23 protein-coding genes, 1 tRNA gene and 2 pseudogenes are annotated in these 24988 nt (G+C 68.6%); 11 read left to right on the top strand and 15 right to left on the bottom strand.

All coding sequences use genetic code 11. The annotated features are described in order from the left end of the window. Nucleotides 1–228: 228 nt before the first annotated feature. A pseudogene (locus V6U79_RS29870) lies at nucleotides 229–429 on the bottom strand (tetratricopeptide repeat protein); the annotation flags it as partial. A gap of 231 nt (nucleotides 430–660) precedes the next feature. Here V6U79_RS29870 and V6U79_RS23690 point away from each other — a divergent pair. Continuing rightward, nucleotides 661–744 (top strand) — tRNA-Leu (locus V6U79_RS23690). On the opposite strand, the gene V6U79_RS23685 is transcribed toward V6U79_RS23690, so the two are convergent. The 4 genes from V6U79_RS23685 to V6U79_RS23670 form a co-directional block, all read right to left on the bottom strand. Next, nucleotides 726–1010, bottom strand: coding sequence for a hypothetical protein (locus V6U79_RS23685; protein ID WP_334615861.1), 285 nt, complete (start codon nucleotides 1008–1010; stop codon nucleotides 726–728). The genes V6U79_RS23690 and V6U79_RS23685 overlap by 19 nt on opposite strands. A gap of 553 nt (nucleotides 1011–1563) precedes the next feature. Beyond that, the gene (locus V6U79_RS23680) at nucleotides 1564–3723 is read right to left on the bottom strand and encodes an ATP-binding protein (RefSeq protein WP_334615860.1); all 2160 of its coding nucleotides are present in this window, start codon (nucleotides 3721–3723) and stop codon (nucleotides 1564–1566) included. 31 nt (nucleotides 3724–3754) lie between these two features. Continuing rightward, complete coding sequence (locus tag V6U79_RS23675; RefSeq protein WP_334615859.1) at nucleotides 3755–4312, bottom strand: DUF6879 family protein; 558 nt, start codon at nucleotides 4310–4312, stop codon at nucleotides 3755–3757. A gap of 7 nt (nucleotides 4313–4319) precedes the next feature. Beyond that, entirely contained in the window at nucleotides 4320–4541 is a 222-nt protein-coding gene (locus tag V6U79_RS23670) for a hypothetical protein (RefSeq protein WP_334615858.1), read from the bottom strand. A 1759-nt stretch (nucleotides 4542–6300) separates the two neighbouring features. On the opposite strand from V6U79_RS23670, the gene V6U79_RS23665 reads away from it, so the two are divergent. From V6U79_RS23665 to V6U79_RS23645, 5 genes are all read left to right on the top strand, one after another. Next, complete coding sequence (locus V6U79_RS23665; protein WP_334615857.1) at nucleotides 6301–6924, top strand: DUF6308 family protein; 624 nt, start codon at nucleotides 6301–6303, stop codon at nucleotides 6922–6924. Between the two features lie 17 nt (nucleotides 6925–6941). Then, entirely contained in the window at nucleotides 6942–7784 is an 843-nt protein-coding gene (locus V6U79_RS23660; protein WP_334615856.1) for an HNH endonuclease, read from the top strand. 262 nt (nucleotides 7785–8046) lie between these two features. Next, nucleotides 8047–8226 carry a hypothetical protein gene (locus tag V6U79_RS23655; protein ID WP_334615887.1) on the top strand — a complete coding sequence of 60 codons (180 nt, stop codon included), beginning with the start codon at nucleotides 8047–8049 and terminating at the stop codon, nucleotides 8224–8226. A 474-nt stretch (nucleotides 8227–8700) separates the two neighbouring features. Next, on the top strand, nucleotides 8701–9798 hold the full coding sequence (locus tag V6U79_RS23650) for a helix-turn-helix domain-containing protein (RefSeq protein ID WP_334615855.1): 1098 nt from the start codon (nucleotides 8701–8703) through the stop codon (nucleotides 9796–9798). 29 nt (nucleotides 9799–9827) lie between these two features. Further along, entirely contained in the window at nucleotides 9828–10343 is a 516-nt protein-coding gene (locus V6U79_RS23645; RefSeq protein WP_334615854.1) for a PIN domain-containing protein, read from the top strand. Nucleotides 10344–10601: 258 nt separating this feature from the next. Here the strand turns inward: V6U79_RS23645 and V6U79_RS23640 are convergent, their stop codons facing one another. Together V6U79_RS23640 and V6U79_RS29865 are read right to left on the bottom strand one after the other, a co-directional pair. After that, nucleotides 10602–11153, bottom strand: coding sequence for a helix-turn-helix domain-containing protein (locus V6U79_RS23640; RefSeq protein ID WP_334615853.1), 552 nt, complete (start codon nucleotides 11151–11153; stop codon nucleotides 10602–10604). 583 nt (nucleotides 11154–11736) lie between these two features. Next, on the bottom strand, nucleotides 11737–12759 hold the full coding sequence (locus V6U79_RS29865) for a replication-relaxation family protein (RefSeq protein WP_442933813.1): 1023 nt from the start codon (nucleotides 12757–12759) through the stop codon (nucleotides 11737–11739). 622 nt (nucleotides 12760–13381) lie between these two features. Here V6U79_RS29865 and V6U79_RS23635 point away from each other — a divergent pair. The 3 genes from V6U79_RS23635 to V6U79_RS23625 all read left to right on the top strand — a co-directional run bounded on the left by V6U79_RS23635 (nucleotide 13382) and on the right by V6U79_RS23625 (nucleotide 15922). Next, nucleotides 13382–14200 (top strand): basic amino acid ABC transporter substrate-binding protein, encoded by an 819-nt coding sequence (locus V6U79_RS23635; RefSeq protein ID WP_334523717.1) that lies wholly within the window; start codon nucleotides 13382–13384, stop codon nucleotides 14198–14200. Between the two features lie 82 nt (nucleotides 14201–14282). Continuing rightward, nucleotides 14283–15077, top strand: coding sequence for an amino acid ABC transporter permease (locus V6U79_RS23630; protein WP_334523720.1), 795 nt, complete (start codon nucleotides 14283–14285; stop codon nucleotides 15075–15077). Nucleotides 15078–15082: 5 nt separating this feature from the next. Beyond that, the gene (locus V6U79_RS23625) at nucleotides 15083–15922 is read left to right on the top strand and encodes an amino acid ABC transporter ATP-binding protein (RefSeq protein ID WP_334523723.1); all 840 of its coding nucleotides are present in this window, start codon (nucleotides 15083–15085) and stop codon (nucleotides 15920–15922) included. Between the two features lie 78 nt (nucleotides 15923–16000). On the opposite strand, the gene V6U79_RS23620 is transcribed toward V6U79_RS23625, so the two are convergent. After that, nucleotides 16001–16651 (bottom strand): zinc-binding dehydrogenase, encoded by a 651-nt coding sequence (locus tag V6U79_RS23620; protein WP_334615851.1) that lies wholly within the window; start codon nucleotides 16649–16651, stop codon nucleotides 16001–16003. A 58-nt stretch (nucleotides 16652–16709) separates the two neighbouring features. Between V6U79_RS23620 and V6U79_RS23615 the strand changes: the two genes are divergently transcribed. Then, the gene (locus V6U79_RS23615; protein WP_334615850.1) at nucleotides 16710–17147 is read left to right on the top strand and encodes a transposase; all 438 of its coding nucleotides are present in this window, start codon (nucleotides 16710–16712) and stop codon (nucleotides 17145–17147) included. Between the two features lie 432 nt (nucleotides 17148–17579). On the opposite strand, the gene V6U79_RS23610 is transcribed toward V6U79_RS23615, so the two are convergent. Beyond that, entirely contained in the window at nucleotides 17580–18476 is an 897-nt protein-coding gene (locus V6U79_RS23610; RefSeq protein WP_334523730.1) for a hypothetical protein, read from the bottom strand. A 270-nt stretch (nucleotides 18477–18746) separates the two neighbouring features. Here V6U79_RS23610 and V6U79_RS23605 point away from each other — a divergent pair, with 270 nt between their 5' ends. Further along, nucleotides 18747–19034 (top strand): hypothetical protein, encoded by a 288-nt coding sequence (locus V6U79_RS23605; RefSeq protein WP_334615849.1) that lies wholly within the window; start codon nucleotides 18747–18749, stop codon nucleotides 19032–19034. 282 nt (nucleotides 19035–19316) lie between these two features. Here V6U79_RS23605 and V6U79_RS23600 read toward each other — a convergent pair whose 3' ends face one another. From V6U79_RS23600 to iolC, 6 genes and pseudogenes are all read right to left on the bottom strand, one after another. After that, complete coding sequence (locus V6U79_RS23600; RefSeq protein ID WP_334523735.1) at nucleotides 19317–19757, bottom strand: hypothetical protein; 441 nt, start codon at nucleotides 19755–19757, stop codon at nucleotides 19317–19319. Nucleotides 19758–19878: 121 nt separating this feature from the next. Next, nucleotides 19879–20118 (bottom strand): annotated as a pseudogene (locus V6U79_RS23595) (RNA polymerase subunit sigma-24); the annotation flags it as partial. Nucleotides 20119–20324: 206 nt separating this feature from the next. Next, the gene (gene iolD, locus V6U79_RS23590; RefSeq protein WP_334615848.1) at nucleotides 20325–22172 is read right to left on the bottom strand and encodes a 3D-(3,5/4)-trihydroxycyclohexane-1,2-dione acylhydrolase (decyclizing); all 1848 of its coding nucleotides are present in this window, start codon (nucleotides 22170–22172) and stop codon (nucleotides 20325–20327) included. Further along, nucleotides 22172–23080: a 5-deoxy-glucuronate isomerase gene (gene iolB, locus V6U79_RS23585; RefSeq protein WP_334523739.1), complete on the bottom strand. Its 909-nt coding sequence runs from the start codon at nucleotides 23078–23080 to the stop codon at nucleotides 22172–22174. The genes iolD and iolB overlap by 1 nt, the downstream gene beginning before the upstream one ends. Next, nucleotides 23077–23964, bottom strand: a complete 888-nt coding sequence (locus V6U79_RS23580) for a Cgl0159 family (beta/alpha)8-fold protein (RefSeq protein WP_334523741.1) — start codon at nucleotides 23962–23964, stop codon at nucleotides 23077–23079. Before V6U79_RS23580 ends, iolB begins: the two co-directional genes overlap by 4 nt. Beyond that, nucleotides 23961–24944: a 5-dehydro-2-deoxygluconokinase gene (gene iolC, locus V6U79_RS23575; protein WP_334523743.1), complete on the bottom strand. Its 984-nt coding sequence runs from the start codon at nucleotides 24942–24944 to the stop codon at nucleotides 23961–23963. Before iolC ends, V6U79_RS23580 begins: the two co-directional genes overlap by 4 nt. Nucleotides 24945–24988: the final 44 nt, after the last annotated feature.

Here is a 24988-nt window from a genome sequence, read left to right as displayed (position 1 = left end):
GGCGGTCGCGCCGAGGTACTGCCGGGCCGTCCGTACCGCGGGGTGGTGTTCGCCGAGCACGGCGGGGCCGGCGGTGGCGACGCGGGTGTAGTTGCGGCGGGCCTCGTGCCGGTTGCCCAGCTCCTCGGCGACGGCGGCGAGGTCGAAGGCGAGCGCCAGCATCAGCGGGTCGGCACCGCTGAGCCGGCGCTCGCCGGCCGCGTACGCCTCCTCCAGCAGCCGCCGGGCGGCGGCCGGGTCGTCGGCCTCCCGGTGCAACCTGGCCAGCAGGTGAGCGGTGCCGAGCAGCTCGGGGTGGTCCTCGCCGTATGCGGGGCGCGCCGAGGCGATCGTGTCGGCGAGCAATCGGCGGGCGGCCGAGAGATCACCGGCGGAGCGCAGCGCGAGCGCCCGGTGCTGGGCGGCGGCGAGGGGTGAGGGCTGTGACACCTGAGCAATGCTGCCGGTAGACGGTGCCCGGACGCTACCCGCCCGGCGCAGCTACCCGCCCGTATACGGCCGGCAGCTCGCTGAGCTGGGCAAACGCGGCCGGTGCTGGCTCGCTGGGCCGTGATGTGCATGATCCACCCGGGCCGTGTACAGTAATGCCCCGTGCGGCCCACCAGGGCGGCTGACCGGTCCGAAAGGCGCCGGAGCCGACAGGGTAGGCTGGACGAGCAAGTCCGGGTGGCGGAATGGCAGACGCGCTAGCTTGAGGTGCTAGTGCCCGTATAGGGCGTGGGGGTTCAAGTCCCCCCTCGGACACAAACCATTACCCCACGGTGCGCGCTGAGATTCACTGCAGCGCGCACCGTTTGCGTTTCAGGCTGGTAGGTGAGCCGGAGTCCGAGTTGCCGGTAGACCTCGGCCTTGTCGGCCAGGTCGGCGTCGCGGAGCACGGTGGTGATGTCGCCGAGCGCGGTCACCAGGGCCGTGATTTCTGCTCGGCTCATCCGGCGCGGGGTGATGCCCGCGTTCGCGTGCAGATCTGCTTCCGCGCGGGCGCGTTCAGCCTGGGTCTGTGCGATCACGGGCGCGCAAAGCCGCTACCCCCGATACGACCACCGCCGTCACACCCGCCACACCGGCAAGTATCGACCCGATCGAATCATTGATGTCCCAAAACCCCATACACCATGGATGCCACCATCATGTTGATCTCCAGCAGTGCCCGGTAAAGAACCAGGTCAGATGAGATTGGTGACGGGTCGGAGCGGTCCGGTGCGGTGATCGCAGGCCAGCGAGGCCAGGTTTGCCTCGTCCTGGTGTTCCCATGGCGTACCTGGTTCGCGGATATCCACCGGGTGGCCGTTGTCCAGGGGTTGCAGCGGCGGGGGTTCCCATGTTCGGCGGGTCCCGTCGAACATGGGAGCGGCCAGGCGTAGCCGGTCGCGTCGTCAACATAAGCGCCACCCGGTGCGCTACCCTGCGCCAGCTCGGCGACAGCGATGCGCCGCGCCTGGTTGCCGACCCCCGTTCACCCCCCGAAAACGTCGGTAACCGAGGCGTCGTCAACTACACCTACCACTTCGGGCCTCCGGCCGGCCGCCGTGAACCGCCCAACCCCCTGGCTTAATCCAGCGACTACGCGGGCCAGGAAGTTCTCCTGGCCCTTTCGGCTTGTGCGATGAGGCTGCGTACGGCGCCTGCATGGGGATCTCCGAGTGGATCGAGGATCTCAAGTGCTTGCTGCCAGCTGCGCTGCGCGTCGTCGTGTTGGCCGGTGGCGTCAAAGGTGTCGCCGAGGGCAGCGAGGGTGAGTCCTTCGCAGCGTCGGTCGTCGAATCTGCGGAAGAGTTTCAGGGCCAGCTGGTGCTGTTTGAGGGCCTCGTCGTGTTGGCCGATTTGCTGGTAGGCCAGGCCTAGGGGGTAGGAGGCCCAGGCGACGCTCCATTGGTCGTTGATGCCGTCGAGGATGGCGACCGCTTGCTGGTAGTGGGCGATGGCGGTGTCGAGGTGTCCGCGGGCGCGGTGGCAGTTGCCGAGGCTGAGCAGGGACATGCCTTCGCCTCGGGTGATGCCGTGGCGACGGAAAACCTCCCGGGCCTGCCCGTACAGGTTGAGGGCTTCTTCTATTTGTCCGATTTCCTCGTGGATGAGGCCCTGGCCTCTGAGGCTGAAGCCTTCGACCCAGTGGTCGTTGACGTCGCGGCTGGCGTTGGCGCCTTGGCGGTAGCAGTCGAGGGCGGTTTCGCGTTGTTCCATTCGCCAGTAGGCGTCGCCGAGGCAGCGGAGGTTGGCGGCTTCGCCGAGGCGTGACCCGGCGGATCGTGCGGCGCGTAGGCCGGTGAGGTGGATGTCGCGCCAGTCGGCCCAGTACGACTTGAGTTCGAAGAAGCCGTCGCTGACGACGGGTAGCTGCCAGGCGATGTCGTGATCGCCAAACTCGTCTGCCTGCCGGATGATGTCGAGGAGATTGAGCCGTTCCCGCTCGAACCATGCCATCGCCTCAGCCACCGTGCTGGGTGGGGTGAGTGGTACGTCGGGCCCGGCCGGGGGAAGGGCGATGGCGTGGGAGTAAGGGAGGATGACCCTGCGGCCTTCCTCTGCCATCCACAGGTACCAGGTGTAGACGCGGCGTCGTGACTGGTGTTGTTGTTCGGGCATCTCTTCGGCTTGCGCGCGTTCGAGGGCGTAGGCGCGCAGGAGGTCGTGGAACAGGTATCGGTCGCGGGCGGGGTTCTGCACGAGGTGCGCCGCGGTGAGCTGGTCGAGGAGGTTGCGGGTGCGTGGAAGGCTCACGCCGGCGATGGCTGCCGCTGCGGCGACGGAGATGTCGGAGCCGGCGTGCAGCCCGAGGAGGCGGAAGAACCGCGCCGTGTCCCCGGGTAACGCCTGGTAGGACCAGGAGAACACGGCTCGGACGTCGGAGAGTTCGTCATCATCGACGGTGAGGGCGTCAAGCTGATGCTCGACGAGCGCGAGGTCGGCCACGAACTCCGCGAGGGTGGCATACGGGGCGTTGGCGATGCGTTCCCCGATGATCCGCAGGGCGAGCGGGAGGTAGGCGCAGCGGCGGGCGAGTTCGGCGGCGGCCTGCGGTTCGGCGCTGACGCGGTCTCCGCCGATGCTGTCGCGCAGCAGCGCGATCGCTTCTTCGGGGGACAGGACGTCCAGGGTCATCCGTGACGCTCCTTCCCGCGCTACGAGGCCGGAGAGCCGGCTGCGGCTGGTGATGATCGCCATGCAGGTCGGTGTGGCGGGCAGTAGCGGCCGGACCTGGCTGACCGTGGACACATTGTCCACCACGACCAGTACACGCTTGCCGGTCAGGACGGACCGGTAGAGAGCGGCGCGTCCCTCGGTGTCCGTCGGGATCTGCTCGGCGGGCACGTGCAGGGCGCGCAGGAATGTGTCCAATGCCTGTCCGACGTCCAAGGCCGGTCCCGGCCCGTAGCCGCGCATGTCGACGTAGAGATCGCCGTCGGTGAACCACCGTCGGACCCGGTGAGCCCAGTGCACAGCCAGCGCGGTCTTGCCCACACCAGGGGCGCCCGCGATGGCCGCGAGACTCATCGACGGGCCGCCCGCAGCACTGGTTCCGTTGTCGGCGGGCAGTGCCGCGTCCAGTCGGTTGAGGGTCTGCTCACGGTTGACGAAGCGGGTCGCGTCGAGGGGCAGTTGGCGAGGCGGCGGGGGAGGCGGCGGTGTTGTGCGCCCGATCAGGTGGATGCCGCCGTACACCGTCCCGGCCTGAACGACAGCCTCAGCATCGCCTGACGACTCATTGTGCGCCGTGCCCACGCTGCCTCCTCCCCGACGGCGAGCTGCGGACCTATGGGGAGCTGAGCTGGAGCTGGGCCGCGTACGTCCGGTAGGGGACCGACGCGGAGACGGCGGCGTCACGCCAGAGGTTGGCCTGCACGATCTTCTCCGGCTGGCTGATCAGCTCGCCGGAGACGAACCGTCCCTCCTCGTCGTAGTACATCGCCACGAGTTGCGAAGAGTCGAACAGCCAGTAGTCGTAGTGCGGCAACGCAGCCGGCCAGTCGTCACCGGAGACCACGATGAGGCGAACGTCCTCGCCCGCGTCGACCGTGTGTTCGTAGGCCCAGCCGCATTCGAACCGGACGTAGTCCGACAGCGGCTCGGCGACGACATGGACTCTGTGCATGCGCTTGCCGGCCGACACCGCTGCCCGCACGGTGTCGCACCAGGCGGCGATCCCGGGAAACTCCCCACGGGACTCGCCCGCCAGGAACCGGGCGAACTCGTCCTGCTCGTACGACACGTCGTACCGCTGAAGCGTCTCCAACCGGTAGGCCGTGTAACGGAAGTCGCGGAACAGTTGGTTGAACTCGGCGTCATCCAGCGACGTGAACGATCGGGTCAACCCTCGCTCACCGCTGCCCGGACTCGCGGTAGCGCTCGATCGCACCGAGCACCACCTCGGCAGAGATCCGAACCGCGCCCTCCCCGGGAAGCACGTTCTCCAGCTCGCCGAAGGTGTCGCCGTCGACCAGGTGCCCCTGAACGACCAGCTCTCCGCTGTCGGCGAGGTAGACCGTCGGGCAGCCGTTGCCACCCGACCCGGGGTCCTTGTAGAGCTTGGTCAACTTCATCGCGACCTCCTTCGATCCAGACGGCCAGCAAGTGCCGTCGGTGAGGACAGTAGTGCGTAGAGTAGCGGCCGAACAAGGCGATATCGTCTATCCGATCTTGACGCATTGGGGCACGCGCATCGCCGTGCACGCGCCCTTCTGAAGGCCCGGCCGAGTGCGGGCCGGAGTGGCTGGCTGGGTCCGGTCCCGACACATCGGGCCGGCTCCTGGACATGAACCCGCTCCGCTTTGCGACCTTCAGCGGCGTGTTGGCGGCCGGCAGTAGCATCGAGGGAACTGGATGGGCTTGCCATCTCTGGTTGGTCTTCGTGCCGGCTGGAGCCGGATGCTTGGAGGCGGACTGACGGTGGATCCACTCATGGTTACCGCAGCGACAACACTTGTCGCCTGGACGACCACCGAGCTCGCCCAGGGCGGCCGGCAGGCGGTAGCTTCGCTAGTTGATTTCCTGCGAGACCGATTTCGGCGCGAACCCGAGGCGCGCCAGGTCATCGAGGGCCTGCTCCACCAGCCATCACAGGACGCCGCTCATCCCCTTGCGGTATTGCTGGACCGCGAGACGCGACGTGACCCGGCGTTCGGCGCAGAGTTCCAAGCCCGATGGGAGCGGACCAACGCGGCCGTCGCAGCGGGTCCGGACGGCGTAGCGAACTCCATCTCGGGCGATGTCAGCGGCCCGGTAGTGCAAGCGCGTGACGTCCACGGGGGTATCTCGTTCGGAGGCGGATAAGTGATCCTGGCGGGACCACCGCTGCGGGTCGTTGATTGCGAAGCCAGCTCCCAGGCTCAGTGACCTGCCGCGCATGCGCGCCGTTGACGGGGCAAGGCGGCCTGGTCGGGCTGCGCGAACGTCCCAGCAACGGCCAACCGTGCCCGCATTTACCCCCCGAAAACCCCTGCCAAGTGTCGGCTGTCAGTGGCAAACATTGATAAGTTGGCGATCGGGTTCGAGCAGGTCAGCGACGAGTTTTGACGACCAACGACAAGCTCAGGCCCGTGACGTGCGGTAACCGTGTGTCGCGGGTTCGAATCCTTTCGGCCAGTCGGTAGACCAACACGGACCGCACCCCCGCGCTCGACGTCCGCGCGTAACTGGCCAGCGACTCGTGCGTAAAGCGTCATGCCACCCGGGCGCCTCAGTCTACGGGATCAGAGTGATGAGGGCGGGGGAGTCGTCTCCGGGGAACACCATAGACACTCTTATGTGAATTGCTGCTGGGGCGGCGCCCACTCGGCTGCTCACCAGGCCCCGCCGATGGTGGGCGGGCGCACGTCCTTCAAGACGCCGGAACCAGGTTTGCAGCCCGACCTCACGGCCGTGGTGGGCGCTATCAAGAGCAGTGTCAGCCAGCGCGCTGCGCCCAGGGGTAGTCGCGCCCGGGCAGGTGAGGCCGGAAACCCGCCAAAGCCACCCCCACGCAGCCAGTGCGGCTCGGCGCCATGCCATCGGAGACGCCGATGGTGTGGAATCCGAGGGCTTCGGCGGGCTCGGTGGTGTGGACCCGATCGTCGGCTTCAAGGGCCGCGGCGGTGGATGATGATGACGCTGTGGCGAAGCGGGTGAGAAAGGAAATTCCTCATTGCGGAGTCGCCGCCGACGTCACATGGCAGCAAGACTGGCACGACGCCGGGCTTCGCTGCTCGCCGGGGGACTCCGAGGGAGCGCCAGACCGACGATGGCTCCGTCGGATCTCTCCTGCCAGCGATGGCATGCGTTCGGCCCATAGACAGGTCGGCGATGCCCTGCCAAATTCGCGCTATGACGTTCCGGCTTCCCGACGCGCTCCAAACATCCGATGATGCGGCCGCTACCCATCTGCTCAAGCGGTACTTCGGCCAGCCGTATCTCAGTCCCGGGTGCGCCGACGGCGCCTACTTCGACACTTGGGCCACCGACATCGACCCGTTCCGCTTCACAGCCGACGATCTGATCGCGATCAAGTTCCTCTCGGTCGAAGCGCCCAAGACGGCAGTACGCGCGCTGCTGCGAGACCGGACTGACGAGTTCTCGAGGTTGCTCGTCGAACTGGGACCCGACCGAGATCTGGCCTGCGAGCAGAAGCCGCTCGACCACGGGTGGCTCGGCTGGCATCTGATGCGCGAACTGCGGACGATCCCGGGCGTAGGTACGACAACAGCTTCGAAACTACTGGCCCGGAAGCGGCCTCGGCTCCGGCCCATCTGGGATTCCGTGGTCGCCGCCGTGACCGACACCGTGCAGGAACAGTGGGAGCCGCTTCGCGAGGCACTTTGCGCGGACGACCTGGCGTTGCACCACCGGTTGTTGCGCCTGCGCGATCGGCTCGGGCTTCCAGAGGCAGTGAGCGCTCTGCGCATCCTCGACGTCATCGCATGGCGCGAGGGCAAAGACCGCGGTCTGTAGGACGGAGAGGCTCAGCGATGCCGGTCACCCATTGGATCTACCCCACGAATGAGAAGAGCGACTACTACCTCGACAACCCAAGTGGGGACACCGAGGTGTCACCGCAGCGGCTGCTCGACGACATCGAGCAAAGTCCCGACAAGGCAGATCCGTGGATTCTAAAGACCGGGTTCCGCATGATGCAGCCCGGTGATGCCGTCTGGATCTACGCCGCTGATCCCTACCAGTACATCTGCGCGCTCGCCCAAGCGGTCGACATCTATCCCGACGGCGATGCCTGGTATGCGTCACTGGTCTGGAACCTCGACGCCACCCACAGGCTGATGCGAGCACCGATCCCGCGGTCGGAGTTCCGTCAGATCGCCCAACAGGCGGCGATACGCGCCGACGAGCGGACGGTAGAGGTCCTTGACGGGTGGCTGCGGTCAGGACGGATCAGACTTGCTGATCTCGAGAGGGAACCAGCTTCCAACGAGGACGCCCGGCTCCGCACGATGCGGAACATTATTGAACGGCAGGGGCAGGCCACGTTCCGGCAGCGGCTGCTCCACGTGTATGACCGACGATGTGCGGTGACCAGAGAATCGGCCGAGGCAGTACTCGAAGCGGCGCACATCGAGCCCTACATGGGTCCGCACAGCAACCGCCTCACAAACGGCCTTCTTCTCCGCGCGGATCTGCACACGCTCTTCGACCTGCACCTCATCGGCATCGACTTGGACGGGAAGCTTGTCGTCTCGTCGCGTCTAAATGGGTCTTCCTACGCGAGCCTCCAGGCGAGGTCACTTGCGCTTCCGCAACGGACCGCCCACCGGCCATCGAGACGCAGCCTTGCCGCTCACCTCAAGCTGCTGCTCTGACAGGAACGCCGTGGAGCGCCGTCAACTGGCGACGGCTCTTCGGGTCGCCTGCGGTGGTCAGGTGGGATTGGCGTGTCGTTTCCGTTCGTAGTCAAGGGCGGACACGTTGCCACGCGTGGATTGGCGCTGCGGTTTCTACTGGAGCCGAAAGTTGGCCCTTGGCGAACCCGCCGGTCGCCCACGGGCTGGCGCGCAGCCGAGCTAGCCCTCGAGAGGACGCTGATAGCGAGGCGGCTCATGACTGGCCAAGGCCTTGCGCACCGTGTTCCGCGAGACCCCCAACCGGCGACAGATCGCCTCGAACCGGTCCTTCGTCGGCCTCACGAACGGCCACCCCGTTCGACTGATCTACGACGACGTCGAGGTCCACCCGGATCCGCGCCGTGCGCGGCCGGCGGGCATCGGCACCACCCCGGCTGGTGCACCGACGCGTTCAGCCTGATCATCGGGCCGTCCGCCCCGCCGCGAGGTGCTGGGCTTTACCGCATGAGCACCTGTTTTTATAACGGTGCCAAAATGGCAGTGATTCTCGGACACGTTATTTCCGCACGAATCGTGATGGTTTCTGTTTACATTATCCCCGTCCCGTTGGGCGGGGATTTTTGCTGTGGCGGCGAGGAAGCCCTCCGCAGGTGTGCGGCAGTCAATGCGTGCGCTGCCGTGGGCGCTGGGAACGAGTCCGTGTAGGTCGGGCGCCTACTGGCCGTACCCGCGCAGCCGGACGGCGAGCTTCGCCGGTTCGGCACACGGCTCCGGATGTTGGCCGCCCAAGCCGTGCTCGACGCGCGACGGCCCGGCGGTGTCACCCGGCGTTAGCACGGCAAGGGTGTCTTCGTCACCGCCCCCAGACTGGGATGCGCACCCTGAACTTCCGTCTGTTGACCCATTCCGGCGCCGAGTGTGCGATTATCGCACCATGGCTGATTTCTGGGACTGGTCCCTTGTCGGTGAGCAGGTACGACAAGCCCGCCTGTCGTTGGGAATCTCGCAGCAGGATCTCGCGGCGATGGTGGGGCTAGACCGCACCATGCTGGCCAAGGTTGAGGCTGGCAGCCGCCGTTTGGACGGCCTGGAGCTGGCGCGGCTTTCCAGGGCGTTGAAAGTGTCGATGGAGTACTTGATTCAGCCGCCGCCAGCGGTGTTGTCCCGACGGGCGGCACCGCTGACCGAGGAAACCGACACTGAGGCAGCACGCTCGTCGGAACGCCTCGAAATCGCCATGGTTGAGTGGCTGCGCAACGTCCAGCAGTTGCTGGACCTTGATGTATTACATGCCCGTCCGCTGCTTCGTTACCCGCACCCGGTGGCCACTGAGGATGATGCGCGTCAGACAGCCCGGTGGTTGCGGCAGCGGTTCGGGCTCGGCGATGAGCCGATCGGCAGCATCATGGACGTCTGTGAGCGCGCAGGTCAGTGGGTCCTGGTCACCGACCTGCCAGGCGACGGCGCATCGCTCATCGAGGGCGACATCGCCGTTGCTGTCGTGAGCACTACGGGCGATCCTGGCCGCCGTCGGGCTACCGCTGCACATGAGTTGGGGCATCTCATCATTGGTGATGAGTATTCCGCCGACCTCGGCGTGAGTGCCTCGCGCGCTGAACGGGAGGCGGTGATTGATGCCTTCGCCGCCGAACTGCTGCTGCCCGTCCAAGCGATTGCCGCCGCCGGAGCCCGTGGGACGGTGAGCCGGGATCAGATCGTGAGCTATGCGGCTCGATACCGTACCTCTTGGTTGCTGGCGCTGCGGCAGGCTGAGCAGGCAGGGACCATCGACGCAGAGACGCGTAGGGCCTGGAGCCAGGTTCGGCCGACCCACGTGGAGTTCATGGAGGCGTTGGGCTGGGCGCCGCAGCCCGACCTTGAGTCGGTACGGGTATCGCCCGCCTACGCGAAGGCCGTGATGAAAGCGTTGCGGAACAGGCGAATCACCCGTGCCAGGGCTCTGGAGCTGATGCATGGCCACATCGCCGAGGCGGACCTACCGCAGGACGACGACCTGGAGATCGCGCCGTGAGTCGGCCGGCGCAAGGCACCTCCGTCCTTGTGCTCGACACGATGGTTCTCAGCCACTTCACTCTCGCTGACCGGCTAGACGTCTTGCAGGATCTGCTGCTAGATGCCGATTGCTGGACCACCCAGGTGGTTCGAGAGGAGCTGCGGGCGGGATCTGAGGATCACCGTGAACTGGCCGTCGCTTGCGAGGCGGACTGGCTGACCACTGCCCAGCTGGACACCCTCGATGAGGTGCGGTGCTTTACCAAATGGGCCGCGCGGCTCGGCTCGGGTGTGCGCGACCTCGGGGAAGCATCCGTCCTCGCGGCCGCCGAACTGCGGGGAGGGGTGGCCATCACGGACGACAGGAGCGCGACGCAGGTCGCCCGTGCCCACGGCGCCCGCGTCCACGGCACCATCTGGCTTCTCGCGGGGGCCTGTCGGGACGGCAAGCAGACCCTGACGGCTGCGGGGAACCTCATTGAGGCGCTGAGAGCAACGGGTGCTCGTCTGCCCTGCTCCGGAGCGGAGTTCCCGGACTTCGCCCGTAAGCACAACCTCCTGTAGTCGCTACTGACAACTTCTGGCTTAACGGAGGCAGTGGCTCGCACGCGGCGCTTGGAGTATTCGCGTGGTCGACCCGGAGCTGCTCTTGTCCGACCTGTGGAGCCGTGTTGCGAATGTTGGCTGCTGCTGTGGCTACATGGCTCCTGTCATGCTGTCCGCTCGCCACACGGCCTCTATCGTTCAGCCTGAGCCCACCGGCGCCAGGTAACCAACCCTCCGGCAAACCGGGGGAACCTCACCTCTCGATCCGCCCGCCCTTCATGCGACTCCTCCGAGGCGCTCGGCCCGGCACGGGCCGCAGTTGTGGGCAGGCTGGCCGCTGTGCCCTGGTCGGTGACAGCGATTGACGTCAAGGAGGGGTGGCAAGGCAGCGCCTCGCCGCTCGACATAGGCGAGAGCGGAGGTCTGCTTGTTCTTGGGAAGGAATCGGCGCCAGTCACGCCCGCTTGCGGGCGCCTTCTTCTTCGGGTGATCTTCAGAGCTTCGGGTGACACGCTGGCTGTCACCCCTGCCCGCCGGATCTGTCACCCCAGCCGGCTGTTCTGTCACCCCCTGGCCGGTAACCAGCCGGTAGACACGGGTGGCGATGCCGGCCACTTTGGTCACCACCAGGCGACCCAGCTGGACCAGCTTGGCGAGGCATCGTTGCACAGTGCGCTCGGAGCAGCCGGCGTACTCGGCGATAGTGGCGACGGAGGGCCAGGCGTTGCCCTCATGGTTGGCGTGAGCGGCGACGGCGATGGCCACGGCGCGCTCGTTCTTCCCTAGATCACGGGTGGCCAGCAGGACGGCCTTGACAACTAAACTCATGGGGGGCGGACCTCCGGTGTCCGTCAAGGGCCCGGCGACAGGTGCTGGCGCACCTACCGAGCTCGATCATGTGTCGGTACCCGCCGCGCTCCTGCGTCGGCGTCCCGGGGCGCTGCCTGTCATGCGATGCCGTGGTTTCAGGTCGCTGGACGTGACCTGATCGCCGGTGCTCCGCACTCCTCGGACCCGGCTTCCTGCGCGTCAGGAGGTGACCTGCGCGAGGTAAATGTGGGAGCCGACGGCGGCAGCGGGGACGAGCTTGTGGAGCTGGGCAGGCCATGGTCGGCATTGGTTCCCGTCTGGCATCTGGCAATGCAGTGCAGAGCCAGCGGTCGCGCTAGGGTCGCCAGCGGGGCCGGTGCGGGTGGTCAGCGACAGCGGCCAGCGAGTGTTCCTAGTTTCGTCGGGGACGATCCGACCACCTGGCTGAGCCGCGACCAGTGACGCTTGACTTCGCGGATAGATCAAATCGTCGCGGCGTCGACCAAAACCTGTCTGTTGCCAACGCGTCGACACCGAGAAGCGGCGTTAGGTTCCAGTGGCGAGGGTGATCCGGGCTATGCGACGCGTTGCAATGATGCGGTCAGTTCCCGTCGTGACCCAGGATCGGACAGCTCGAGGGGCGTTGCTGGCTTCGGTGCCGTGAACCAGCCGATGAAGTCTCCGTGGCGTGGCGCGGTTGGCCTTGGTGCTGCTTTGCGCTGTACCGGGAGACGGGCAGGGCTGATGGGGCGTGTGGTTGTCCGGGCGAGTGCGAGCGCTCGGCGGGCGTTGGATGCCGCGGTGCAGATGCCGACCTGCCCGGCGCACTGGAGGTTGCGGCAGTTGCCGTCTGGTCCGGGTTGGTGGCTGGCGAGGACGTCGATGGCCAGGCGCCAGAGCAGGGTGTCGGTGATGTCGTTGGGTACTGCGGTGAGGCGTCCGGGTCGTTCGCGGTGAGGCTGTGGCATCGGTAGGCCTTTCGTTCAGATCGCGCTGACGGGCGGCCACCTGACGCGCGGTGATCATGCTTATCGCCCCGCTTCAGGTTCTGACCGGACCCATCCACGCTCATCTCTGGATGATGGTCAAGTCGTCGGGGAGGCCTTGCCCTGGCACGGTCAGCCCGACTCTTCCGCTGGGGGTCAGGGATGGCGGTGGCGAGGTCGGCGAGGGTGAGTGGGCCGGGGTGTGCGTGGAGGCGCCGGATGGGTCCGGCGGGGTTGTGGCCGGTGTGGGTGGCGTGGTCGCGGCTGGCGGTGGCCACGGGGATGGTGAGGGCGAGGGTGGCGAGGTGTTGGTGGAGGTGGTGGGCGCGGGTGGTGGAGTGGAGCCAAAACAGCACGGGCCATCGGGGGCCGCCGGCGGTGGCAAGCTGGGTGTAGCCGATGAGTTTGCGCAGTAGTTCGGTCAGGGGTTCGGTGCCGGTGTCGTGTTCGAGGAAGAACGGGACGTGGGTGTTGGGGGTGGTCCAGATGCCGTGGCCGTCGGGGCGGATCGGTGGGGTCAGGGCGTGCAGGTCGACAGGGTCGCCGGGTTGGGCGAAGGCGCCGGTTTGTGCGCAGCGGGATTCGGGCCACCAGCGGGTGAGCCTGTGGTCCGGGTGGGTGCGGGCGTGGTACGGCACCGGCCTGGACCGCGACAGGGCCGTCCGGCCGGTACTCGGCGACAGCCGGCAGGGCAGGCAGCCCGACGAACGGATCGCCGCCCTCGCCGGCAGCCGAGCCGCCCTACCCGGCAGCTAAGCCGCCGACTCGTTGTGCTAGACACATCTACTCTTCGCGTCAGCGTTATCTCCGCACGTTACGCACCGGCAGGTACCGATCGAGTTCGTACGGGCATCCCGGCGGCGGGCCGGGCAGCGCCGATCCGCCTGAATGAGGGTGCCCATCGGTGGACCACCCCTGATCTCGGATGTCCGTCAAAGCGGGTCAGGCGCAGGCAGGCTCTGGATCAGGGCCAGGTGACCATCTCGGTGGTCGAAGGGACCACCGCGGTGACACTGATCGATGGAATCCAGAACCCGTCATCGTTCCTGGCCGCGACTGCCAGGTCTGCTGGTGTCGCGTCTTGCCGTCCGGTTGCCTGCCGAGTGCCGGATTTACTGACCGTGACGGTTACAGCATCGACTCAACGACTGGACATGATCTAGGTACGGCTCGTCAGATCAGGTACCGTCCCCTGTCACACCGTCTTCGCACCAAGCCTGGCTGCCCGTCACAAGGGGGCCGAATCGGAGGGACACAGCCGTGAGGTTCGATAGCGCAGTCCGCAAGGCTGGCCTCGTCGTGGCGATCGCCGCCCTCGCGGTGAGCGCGGGATGCGCCAAGAAGGACGAGAGCGAGGTCCAGGCGAACGGGGTCAAGCTCATCGAGAAGGGCAAGCTGACCGTCTGCACCCACCTGCCGTACGCGCCCTTCCAGTCGAAGGATGCCAGCGGCAAGGTGATTGGGTTCGACGTCGACGTGATGGACCTGGTCGCCAAGGAACTGGGCGTCCAGCAGGCGATCGTCGACACGCCGTTCGAGGGGATCAAGTCCGGCCAGGACCTGAACACGGGCAAGTGCGACGCGGCCGCGGCCGGCATGACCATCACCGAGGAGCGGCAGAAGGTGATGAACTTCTCCGATCCCTACTTCGACGCGACCCAGGCAATGTTGGTCAAGACCGGCAAGCCGTACAAGTCGCTCGACGACCTCAAGGGCAAGAAGCTCGGCGTCCAGGCGGCGACCACGGGCCGTGACTACGCCCGGAAGTTCGAGAAGGAGAAGGGCCTGCAACTCGTCGAGTTCGAGGATCTCGCCGCCCTGCAGCAGGCCCTCGCCAACGGCCAAGTGGAGGCCGCCGTCAACGACCTGCCTGTCTGGACCGAGTACATCAAGGAGCACCCGGGCGGGTTCGAGGTGACCGCCGAGTTCGACACCGGCGAGCAGTACGGGTTCTCGGTGAAGAAGGACAGCAACCCGGAGCTGGTCAAGAAGATCAACGAGGTGCTGGCCAAGGCTAAGAAGGACGGCACCTACGGCAAGATCTACGAGAAGTGGATCGGCAAGCAGCCGAACTCGTGATCGAAGTTCGTGGCGAGAGGGCGCGCGCTGAGCGCGCCCTCCGCGTACGCAACCTCCCCGTAGGCAAGGAGCGTCTCGAACCGTGAAGCTGCGACGCCGCCAACGAGAGCGGCTGTCCCTCTGGCTCCAGTATTTGGCCTTCATCGCCATCATCGCCGTGGTGATCTTTGCCGCGGACTGGGGCAGGCTGAGAGAGGCCTTCTTCCGGGTCGACATCATCGAGTCGATGTTCCCGACGATCATCACCGTCGCGCTGCGCAACACGATCCTCTACACGCTGGGTGCGTTCGCCTTCGGCCTCGTGTTCGGCACCGTCCTCGCGCTGATGCGGCTGTCCCGGGTGGTTCCGTACCGCTGGGTGGCGACGGCGTACATCGAGCTGTTCCGGGGGCTGCCCGCGCTGCTGGTGCTCTTCCTGGTCGGGTACGGCATTCCCATCGCCTTCCCCGAGCGGGAGATTCCGGGCGGCGTGTTCGGTTCGATCGCGATCGGTCTCGGATTGACCGCTGCGGCGTACATGGCCGAGACCATCCGGGCCGGCATCCAGGCCGTGCCGAAGGGGCAGATGGAGGCGGCGCGCACCCTCGGCATGTCGCACTTCACCGCGATGCGCACCATCGTCATCCCGCAGGCGTTCCGGATCGTGATCCCGCCGCTGACGAACGAGCTCATCCTGCTCACCAAGGACTCGTCGCTCGCCTACGTTCTCGGCGTGACGGCGCAGACCATCGAGGTCACCAAGTTCGGTCGGGATACGCTGAACGACCGGGTGAACGCCACCCCGCTGCTGGTGGCCGGCCTCACCTACCTGGCGATCACCCTGCCTCTCTCCCAGGTGGTACGACGCCTCGAACTCCGCTACGCCAAGGCTCGGTGACCCATATGACGACCACCCCACCCCGGCCTGCCGTCGAGATCCGCGACCTGCACAAGTCCTTCGGGCCGCTCGAAGTGCTCAAGGGCATCGACTTCGAGGTCGGCCACGGCGAGGTGGTCTGCGTCATCGGGCCGTCCGGGTCCGGCAAATCGACGCTGCTGCGGTGCGTCAACCTGCTGGAGGAGCCGACCGGCGGCAAGATCTGGGTGAACGGAATCGAGATGACCGACCCGGATGTCGAGATCGATTCGGTACGCCGCGGCATCGGCATGGTCTTCCAGTCGTTCAACCTCTTCCCGCATCTGACTGTGCTGGACAACCTCACCATCGCCCAGCGTCGGGTGCTGCGGCGTCCCCGCGCCGAGGCCGAGCGGATCGCGCGGGACAACCTGGAGCGGGTCGGCCTGACCGACAAGGCCGACGCGTTCCCGACGCAGCTCTCCGGTGGGCAGCAGCAGCGGGCGGCGATCGCCCGGTCGCTGTCGATGGAGCCGAAGCTGATGCTTTTCGACGAGCCGACCTCCGCGCTCGATCCGGAACTGGTCGGCGACGTGCTCACCGTCATGCGCAAGCTGGCCGAGGACGGCATGACGATGATGGTGGTCACCCACGAGATGGCGTTCGCCCGGGACGTCGCCGACCGTGTCGTGTTCATGGACGGCGGCGTGGTGGTCGAGCAGGGGCCGCCGCAGGAGGTGCTCGGCGCGCCGCGGCACGAACGGACCCGCTCGTTCCTCTCTCGGGTCCTCGACCCGACGCAGGTCGCGCAGCTTGGTCAGCCCGACCAGTCCCCGGAGCCACCGGAGCCGCCCCGCCTGCCGACCGACGACCGTCACAACCTGTGACAGCCGCTCATTGTCACGTTCGTGCACACGGGTGCAAGCGAGTGGCCAGGTCGTCGTCGATGAGGTGTCGCAGTCCGGTCAACCCGTCGTAGGTACGCCGACTAACTGGGGGTGGATGAGGCGCATTCCGCCGGGAGCGGGCCTGTCCATCGTGGCCAACGCGTGGGGCACCTCGGTGAGGCCGATGGTGCGGGTGTTCAGTTCGGCGGGGCGCAGTACGCCGGCGGTGACGAGCCGGAGCAGTTCGGGATAGGCGTGCGCGGGCATGCCGTGACTGCCCCGCAGCTCCAGCTCGAACGCGATCACGAGCTCCATCGGCAGGGCTGGGCGGCCCTGGGCGGCGGGGAGGAGTCCGACCTGCACGTGGCGTCCGCGCCGCCGGAGGCTTTCGATGGAGGCGGTGCAGGTGGCGTGACTGCCCAACGCGTCGAGCGACAGGTGGGCGCCGCCGCCGGTCGCCTCCCGTACGGCCGCGGCCACCTCGCCGGGTCCGGTGAGGGCGCTACCGTCCAGACAGATCGTGGCCCCGCAGTTCCTGGCCAGCTCGAGCGCACCGGGGGCAACGTCCACCGCCACGACCTGCGCGCCGCACGCCGCCGCGATCATCACCGCGGACAGTCCCACTCCGCCGCAGCCATGCACCGCCACCCACTCGCCTGCGGCGGCCCGCCCCTGACTGACCACGGCCCGGAACGCCGTGGCGAAGCGGCAGCGGCGAGATGTCGTCACATGAAGCCAACCGCGCTCGTCTGCAAAGTTAGTTCAGGATGACTCGGGTGCCGTCCGATTGCTCGGCACACCCACACCTGGGCAGCGCGCCGACTGCACCGGCTTCGAGCAGGTCATGGCCGCTATCCGGGTGCCCCGCCGCGTCGGCAGACCACGCACCCGCCCTGGACATGTCCTGGCCGACAAGGCGTACAGCTCGAAGGCCATCCGCGCCCACCTGCGTCGACGCGGGATCCGCGCGACGATCCCGATCAAGGCCGACCAGGCCGCCAACCGCCGCAAGAAGGGCTCCCGCGGCGGACGGCCACCGACCTTCGACCGGGAACGCTACAAGCAGCGCAACACCGCCGAGCGAGCATTCAACAAGCTGAAGCAGTTCCGGGCCGTCGCGACCAGGTACGACAAGCGGGACTACATGTACCAAGCCACCGTCGACATCGCCACCATGAAAATCTGGCTACGCGACCTCATCCAAGATCAACGAGACACGGCCTAGAGGTCAGTGACCGTGCCTGGTTGTGGCGAGAGCGGCCTGCTGGCGCGGTGGCGTTACGCACGAAGGAGCCGGTGGGGATGTCGCCAACTTCGCCCCAGCCGGTGACCATGACGTTCCCGTAGCAATGCCACTCGCCGGTAAAGGGTCGGAAGATGGCTGCTGGCCCCCGGCGGTCGTTGTAGCGGTGCCCGGGATGACGCCCGAGCCGATGGCGGCCTCGATCCCGGCCCCTGGGTCGGCGAGTGCATTTGCCCTCGGCTGGCCGGTTCTCGCCGCCTGCTGCCCGCCGAATGGCAAGGTGGTGTCCGTGGACAGGAAGCGAGGCCGAGGCCGCTTCTTACCCATGCTCTCCAGATGCTGGACATCCTCCCGGAGCCCACCGGCTCCTGATCTCGGATGTCCGTCAAAGCAGGTCAGGCCCACCAACCGGAGTCAGGCGATCCGGTCGGCACCGTATCCATGGCGCATCCGGAACTTCATCGGGTCGGTCCCGGTCGCCTTCACATGCGCGATCAGCAAGGACCTCAGTGACTCCGGAATGTCGGCGCGCTGCAAACGAGTCCACTCAAGGGACGTGAACAGTTCTGCCGCACCGTCGAGTTGGCCCGGCGTCAGCGACGTCGATGTCAACGCGTTGAAGATCGACTCGGTTGGCTCGGCCAGCAGCATACGCTCGGGTGCCAGCTCGTACCACGGTGTGCCACCCATCGTGGTCGTGTGGCGAGGCGGGAAGCCAGCCCATGCCGCAAGGGCTCGGATGCGCTCGATGGCATCGGGGTATCGCTGGGCCACCAGGTCGGCGAGCCTTGCTTCGGCTCCAGTTCCTCGGCGGGACGCTGCCTCCGCGGCCTCGACAATGTCCGGCGGCGCGGCCTTCACCCATTGGACGCGGCGCTCCTCGTCCTCATCCGCTTGACGAGCCAGCATTCGCTGGACCTCGCGTGATCCGGTCAAGCCGTGCTCAGCCAACCAGTCGGTGAGGCCAGCGCCATCACGAAGCTCCGCGTCACAACTACCGAGGCCTCGTATCGCAACCTGGTGGTGCAGGGTCCACCGGGCGAACTCGCGGCCGGTTGCGTCCAACACGAGGATCGTTGGCCAGCCCAGGCACAGGCAGCGGTCTTCGGTGCCGCCGTCCACCACAGCCAACAGCCGGGCCAGCTCGGCGACCTCTCTGCCCGACAGCACCACCCGTGCAGCGTCGGTACGGTCGAGTTCGTCGACGGAGGCCTCGATGATCAGCACTTCAGCGGCCTCGGCGAGAACCCGCTCCGCCAGCGCTGCACTCGGAGCCCCGTCGTCGCTGCCGGTTGTCGGCGCGTCAATCACAGCGGCGAGCGTAGCGTTCTCACCGCAACGGCCCCATCTGGCCGGGCTGCGGTCGTAGCACCAGTCAATGGGTAGCCGCGATGCGGCGCCGAGATGCCATGCCGTCAGTTGCTGTGGAACGGGCTGCTACGTAGTGCCTTCAGCGCAGCAGGTACGCGGTCAGCCGGTCGGCGAGTTGCTTCGGGTAGCTGAGCGCCACCGAGTGGCAACCGTCGATCGGGACGGTTGTGGTGGCGCGGACGCGCGCGGTCCGGGATAGCCTTGGCGTATATGGCTACCTATCGCAGCGCCTCAGTTCTTCTCTCCTCGGACGGCACCAGGACTCCCGGCACCGCCGCGCTCTTCGCCGAGCCGGCCCGCAGGGGTGGAAGTCCGCCGTGGGCGGGCGACTTCCGGCCTGCCAACAGCGCCGGCAATGGCCCCAAGAACGCGGTCGGGAAGACCTTTACGTTGGAGTTGCCCGATGGCAGCACCGGCAAGGTCGTGGTCCAGGGCCTCAAGAGTGGGAAGGGAGGCGTCGTGCTGGCGTTGATGGGTGAGGACGCACCTCCCTTCTGATCGGGAGACTGATCGCCGCCGACCGCCACCGGCTGGAGACGGCCGGTGTGCGACCCTGCGATGTCAGTGCGTTCGGATAGCTGCCGGGCGCATTGGCCTCGCCCGTGGCTGGGCGTCGACGAAGATCAGGTGAACTGATCTCCCGCTGAGAACGCTCGAGCCACTCGCTGCCGTCGACGCACTGTGAGCGGCGGGGGGTGCCGTGGGTGGTGCAGCAGCGCTGGTGGTGGCCCGGGTCCGGGCTGCCCTGGTCGGCGGCGGCCCGCCGACCAGGGCCACCGGTCAGCGGCGGCCGGTGGCCAGGGCGACGAGGTACTGTCCGCCGCCGGCGTCGACGCTTGCGGTCACCGGCAGTCCGGGCACCAGCCGGGAGAACCGGTCGACCAGCCAGTCCGCCGCCTCCTGGGCGTCCTTCTTGCTCGGACAGCGGGCGACCAGCTCGCGCCCACCCTTGCGTTCGAGTCGCTCGGCGACGGTGATCAGTGGCGCGGGCTCCACCACGTGCAGATGGTCCGGCCAGGCGATGACCACCTTGACCGCGCCCTTGCGAGTGTTGCAGGCACGGTGCGCGAGTCGCTCGGCGACCTTGGCCTTCTTGTCGGCAGTGCGGCTGTCGACGCTGGGACCACGCGGGTCGTTTACCGACATGTCGGCGTCGACCGGCTCGTCGCACACCCAGCATCGCCAACTGTCACGCCTCGCGACGTCATCGAGGAGACTCATCCAAGCAAACTAGCCTGTCAGCCCCCGGCCAACGACAGCCCCGGCCGCGGCGAGCGCCGCCAGTCCGTACGGCGGCGCCGCCGTGTTGTTCAAGAAGACGTTGCGGGGCCCGGTGAAGCCGGACGGCGCGCAGCGTGAGCGCGACCGCGGACAACGGCGTCAGCGACGGGCGGGCGCACAGGAAGTAGAGCTGAAGCGTCCCGTCGGCCGGGGCCCGGGCGTCGGCTCCTCGTCGACGAGGTCCTCACGCCGGCGGCGGGCGGCGTCGGCCCGGTCGCGTCGAGGAACCGGCGCCAGGCCACGGTGACCAGCCAGCCTTCGGGTCCCGCGGCGGGTCGGCCGGCCAGACGCGGATCTGTTCAGGCGAGCGAGGCCGCCGTCGTGACCGTCCTCCAACAGACCGTCATCCTGCCCGGGGCAGCCGCTGCCCTGGTCGTGCCACACGTGGTCACTGACGTCCCTGCCCATGAGCAATGGCGGCTCGGCGTCGCCGAGCCGGCCGAGCACCAGCCTCCGGCACCCGTAGCTTCCTGAGCGGTCGATGAAGGCTTTTACGTGATCGCCGTCTCATGCCGGCCGCAGGTGCGTGCGGCGAGCCTTGCGCCCCGCCTCGTACCCGGCGCGCGCGGCCTGCGTTTCGCCGCGCGCGGAGACCTCGGCGACCGGTACGTCCCACCAGGCCCCCGCGTCCGGTCCGGTGACGAGCGGGTCCGTCTCGACATGGATGACGGTGGTCCGTTCGGCGGCCTTCGCGGCGGCCAGCGCGGCCCGCAGCTCCTCGATCGTCACCACTCGGATCAGGTCCGCGCCGAGGCTCGCCGCATTGGCACCGAGGTCGACGGCGAGCGGAGCACCCGACCGGTCCTGGTAGGCGGTGCCGAGCCGCTGCGCGCCGACGCTCTCGGAGAGCCGCCCGATTGAGGCGAAGCCCCGGTTGTCGACCAGCACGACGACCAGCTTGACCCCTTCTGCCACCGCGGTGACCAGCTCAGTGGGCAGCATGAGGTAGGAACCGTCGCCGACCAGCACGAAGACCTCCCGGTCCGGCGAGGCCAGCTTGACTCCGATTCCGCCGGCGATCTCGTAGCCCATGCACGAGTAGCCGTACTCGACGTGGTAGCTCTTGGAGTCGGCGCTGCGCCATAACCGGTGCAGGTCGCCGGGCATCGACCCGGCCGCGCAGACCACCACGTCACGTGGCCCGGCGGCGTCGTTGACCGCGCCGATGACGGCGGTCTGGGTGGGCCGCGCGTCGGGGTCGGCGTGCCGGGCCCGATCCGCTACGGCCGCCCACCGCTGGCCCAGCTCCGCGACCGACGCGCGGTACGCCAGTTCGGTGGCCCAGCCGGCGCACGCCGCCCCTAGGGCCGCGAGGCTTTCCCGGGCGTCGCCGACGACCTGCAGGCCGGAGAGCTTGGCGGCGTCGAAGCCGGTGACGTTGAGGTTGACGAAACGGGCGTCCCCACCGAACAGGGTGCCCGAGGCGGTGGTGAAGTCGCTGTAGCGGGTACCGATCCCGATCACCAGGTCTGCGCCGGCCGCAATCTCGTTAGCCGCGCTGGTGCCGGTGACTCCGACGGCGCCGAGGGCGAGCGGGTGGCCGAACGGCAGGGCACCCTTGCCGGCCTGAGTCTCGGCGACCGGCACCCCGTGCTCCTCGGCGAACCGGCGCAGCGCATCGCAGGCTCCGCTGTAGATCACACCGCCGCCGGCCACCACCACCGGCCGGCGCGCCGCCGTGACGACCCGGGCCGCCCGGGTGACCGCCGCATCGTCCGGGCGGGCCCGCGGAACATGCCAGACCCGGTCGGCGAAGAGCTCCTCCGGCCAGTCGTACGCCTCGGCCTGCACGTCCTGCGGCAGTGCGAGGGTGACCGCGCCGGTCTCCACCGGATCGGTCAGCACCCGCATGGCGGCCAGCAGCGCCGCCGGGAGCTGCTCCGGTCGGTTGATCCTGTCCCAGTAGCGGGAGACCGGCCGCAGCGCGTCGGTGACGCTCACGTCGTAGGAGCGCGGGTCCTCCAGCTCCTGAAGCACCGGGTTGGCCGGCCGGGCGGCGAAGATGTCGCCGGGGAGTAGTAGCACCGGCAGCCGATTGATCGTGGCGCCCGCCGCCCCGGTGACGAGGTTCGTTGCGCCCGGGCCGATCGAGGTGGTGCAGGCCAGAGTGCTCAGCCGGTCGCTCATCCGGGCGTACGCCGCCGCGGTGTGCACCATGCCCTGCTCGGTGCGGCACAGGTGGTACGGCAGGCCCGCCCCCGCCGGGCCGGCCAGCGCCTCGCCGATCCCGGCGACGTTGCCGTGGCCGAAGATGCCGAAGCAGGCCGGAATCAGCCGCAGCCGGTGCCCGTCCCGTTCGGACCACTGCCTGGCGAGGAAGGTCACGAGCGCCTGCGCCACCGTGAGTCTGGGCATCACACGCCTCCCGGGGTGGGTCCGGCCAGCGGCAATCGGGGATCAACGGGCTGGTCGGCCCAGCTGCCGCGGATCCAGCCGTGACGGGGGTCGTCCACGCAGGCCATGCTCCGCGTCGGGGAGGGCCCGGCCAGCACGTTGAGGTAGTAGAGGTGATAGCCCGGCGCGGCCATCGACGGCCCGTGGTAGCCGTACGGGACGAGCACCACGTCGCCGCCGCGCACCTCCGCCAGCACGTCAATTGGCCGGCGGGTGGTGCCGTAGACCCGTTGGTAGCCGACCGGGCCGGCGGGGTCGCCGGGCGCCCCGCCGGCCACCTCGAAGTAGTAGATCTCCTCCAGCTCCGCCTCGACCCGGCCGTCGTCGTACGCCCGGTCCTCCTCGTGCTTGTGCGGCGGGTAGGACGACCAGTTGCCGGCGGGGGTGAGCACCTCCACCGCGACCAGGCGGTCGCAGTCGAAGGCGTCCGGCGCGCAGAAGTTGTTGACCTGACGGCTGGCCGGACCGGCGCCGCGCAGCTCGACGGGCACGTCCCGGGCGGCGGCGTAGCGGGGCGAAAGCCGGCAAGTGGCGCGGGCCGATGGTAGGGCGAACCGGCCCTTGCCCCGGACCGTCACGGTGGCGTCGCGGGGGAGGTACGCGAAGTCGGTGACGGCGGCGAAGACCGAGGCGCGGCCGGTCAGCACGAGCCGCACCTCGTCGCAGTGCACGGTCGCGGCGCCGGCCAGTGGCAGCACGAGCATCTCCTCGTCGCCGGTGTCGAAGGTGACCTGGCCGCCCTGGGGCAGGGAGAGCACGCGCAGCCCGGCGTACGTCCAGCCGGCCCGCTCGGGGGTGATCTCCACCGCCCAGGGCGCCCGCGCGGTCGTCCCCCAGGGCAGGTGGGCGTCGGGGTTCTGGGTGCTCATGCCGGCTCGCCCGTGGGCAGCAGCGAGTGGGCCAGATCGACGGCGGCGGCCACGTCGTCGTCCGGCGGGTAGAGCAGCGCCCGGCCGACCACGAGCCCGCGGACGCCGGGCAGCCGCAACGCCCGCTCCCATCGGGCGTACACCACGTCCGGCGCCTCCACCGGGTCGCCGCCGAGCAGCAGGACCGGCAGCGTGGTCGCGGCCATCACCCGCTCCATCTCATCGATCGCCGGCAGCTTCAACCAGGTGTACGCCGACGTGGCGCCGAGGGCCTGGCCGACGCTGACGCCCTTGATGACCGCCTCCGGCCGCAGGTCGGCGTGGACCCGCCCGTCGCTGCGCCCCACCCAAAGCGGCTCGACGAGTGCGATCGTCTGGTGGGCGGCCAGCGCGGTGACCGCCCGGGCGCAGGCGTGCAGGGTCGAAACAGTGCCCGAGTCGTCCGGGTCGATGCGGCACAGCATCTTGCCGCCGTCGTAGCGCATCGTGGCGATGCTGTCGGCGTCGTACGCGGTGAACCGGTCGTCGAGCTCGAAGGTGGCGCCGGACAGGCCGCCGCGGTTCATCGAGCCGATGGCCAGGCGGTTCTCCAATGCGCCCAGCAGCAGCAGGTCCTCCAGGATGTCCGGGGTGCCGAGCACGCCGTCGACGCCGGGCCGGGACAGCGCCAGGCGCAACCGGTCCAGCAGGTCGACGCGTCCGGCCATGGCCATCGGGCGGTCCCGGACGCCGAGGGCGCCCCGCGCGGGGTGGTCCGCGGCGATGATGAACAGCGGCCGCCCGTGGTCGGGCCACGGCCGGCGGGTGCGGCCGGCGGCGGCTTCGGCGATTGCCTGCGGCCGGTGGGCGCGGGTGAGGGTCAGCGCGTCGTACTCGGTGCTCACCGGACTTCTCCTTTGACGGCGGGTGTCGACGGCGCCGGTTCCGGCTGGTCCGTCCGGGCCAACGCCGCGGTCTCGGCGTGGTCGGGCATGGCGGCGGAGCAGGCCAGGCGGGAGGCGACGATGGCGCCGGCGGCGTTGGCGAAGCGCAGGGTCCGCTCCAACGGCCAGTCGCGCAGCAACCCCAGGCAGAGCGCACCGCCGAACGCGTCGCCGGCGCCGAGCCCGTTGACCACCTCCACCGGCACCGGTGGCACCCGGACGGTCTGTGTGTCGGTGCGGGCGAGGACCCCTTCCGGCCCGAGCTTCACCACGGCCAGCCGGGGCCCGCGGTCGAGCAGCAGCCCGGCGGCCCGCTCGGGGTCGCGGGTGCCGACCGCCACCTTCACCTCGTCGAGGTTGCCGACCACCACGGTGACCTGCGGCAGCGCCTCGGCAATCGCCGCCGTGGCCGCGGCCGGGTCGGGCCAGAACATCGGCCGGAAGTCCAGGTCGAGCACGGTGTGCGGGCAGCGGTTCCGAGCGGCCAGCGCGGCGGCGTGGGCCTCGCGGCTCGGCTGCTGGCACAGGCCCGTCCCGGTGAGCCAGAACACCCCGGCAGCGGCGATCGCACCCATGTCCAGCTCCTCGGGCCGGATCTGCAGGTCCGGGGCGGTCGGGGTGCGGTAGAACCAGAGCGGGAAGTGGTCGGGCGGGAAGATCTCGCAGAAGGTCACCGGGGTGGGAAGCCCGTCGACCGGGCCTACCTGGCTGTCGTCGACGCCGAAGTCGCGCAGCGCCCGGTGCACGTAGTCGCCGAAGGCGTCGGCGCCGGTGCGCGTGATGACTCCGGCGCGCAGGCCCTGCCGACTGGCCGCCACGGCCACATTGGTGGGGCTGCCGCCGAGGAACTTGCCGAACGTCTCGACCTCGGCCAGCGGCGTGCCGATCTGCAGTGGATAGATGTCCACCCCCACCCGGCCGATGGTGAGCACATCGAGCATGCGGCGTCCTTCGTCCCGGCCGGCGACGGCGTGCCCGCCAGCTC

The sequence above is a fragment of the Micromonospora psammae genome (assembly GCF_036902725.1).
Classification (GTDB): Bacteria; Actinomycetota; Actinomycetes; order Mycobacteriales; family Micromonosporaceae; genus Micromonospora.
The sequence above is the reverse complement of the archived record's forward strand: the minus strand, read 5'-3'. Positions and strand labels throughout refer to the sequence as shown.

Bases quoted from the DNA above. Each gene is read 5' to 3' on its own strand.
- V6U79_RS23670 (WP_334615858.1), bottom strand. From the start codon at position 4,541: ATGAAGTTGACCAAGCTCTACAAGGACCCCGGGTCGGGTGGCAACGGC.
- V6U79_RS23665 (WP_334615857.1), top strand. From the start codon at position 6,301: ATGACGTTCCGGCTTCCCGACGCGCTCCAAACATCCGATGATGCGGCC.
- V6U79_RS23660 (WP_334615856.1), top strand. From the start codon at position 6,942: ATGCCGGTCACCCATTGGATCTACCCCACGAATGAGAAGAGCGACTAC.
- V6U79_RS23650 (WP_334615855.1), top strand. From the start codon at position 8,701: ATGGCTGATTTCTGGGACTGGTCCCTTGTCGGTGAGCAGGTACGACAA.
- V6U79_RS23640 (WP_334615853.1), bottom strand. From the start codon at position 11,153: ATGAGTTTAGTTGTCAAGGCCGTCCTGCTGGCCACCCGTGATCTAGGG.
- V6U79_RS23625 (WP_334523723.1), top strand. From the start codon at position 15,083: ATGACGACCACCCCACCCCGGCCTGCCGTCGAGATCCGCGACCTGCAC.
- V6U79_RS23605 (WP_334615849.1), top strand. From the start codon at position 18,747: ATGGCTACCTATCGCAGCGCCTCAGTTCTTCTCTCCTCGGACGGCACC.
- V6U79_RS23600 (WP_334523735.1), bottom strand. From the start codon at position 19,757: ATGAGTCTCCTCGATGACGTCGCGAGGCGTGACAGTTGGCGATGCTGG.
- iolD (WP_334615848.1), bottom strand. From the start codon at position 22,172: ATGCCCAGACTCACGGTGGCGCAGGCGCTCGTGACCTTCCTCGCCAGG.
- iolB (WP_334523739.1), bottom strand. From the start codon at position 23,080: ATGAGCACCCAGAACCCCGACGCCCACCTGCCCTGGGGGACGACCGCG.
- iolC (WP_334523743.1), bottom strand. From the start codon at position 24,944: ATGCTCGATGTGCTCACCATCGGCCGGGTGGGGGTGGACATCTATCCA.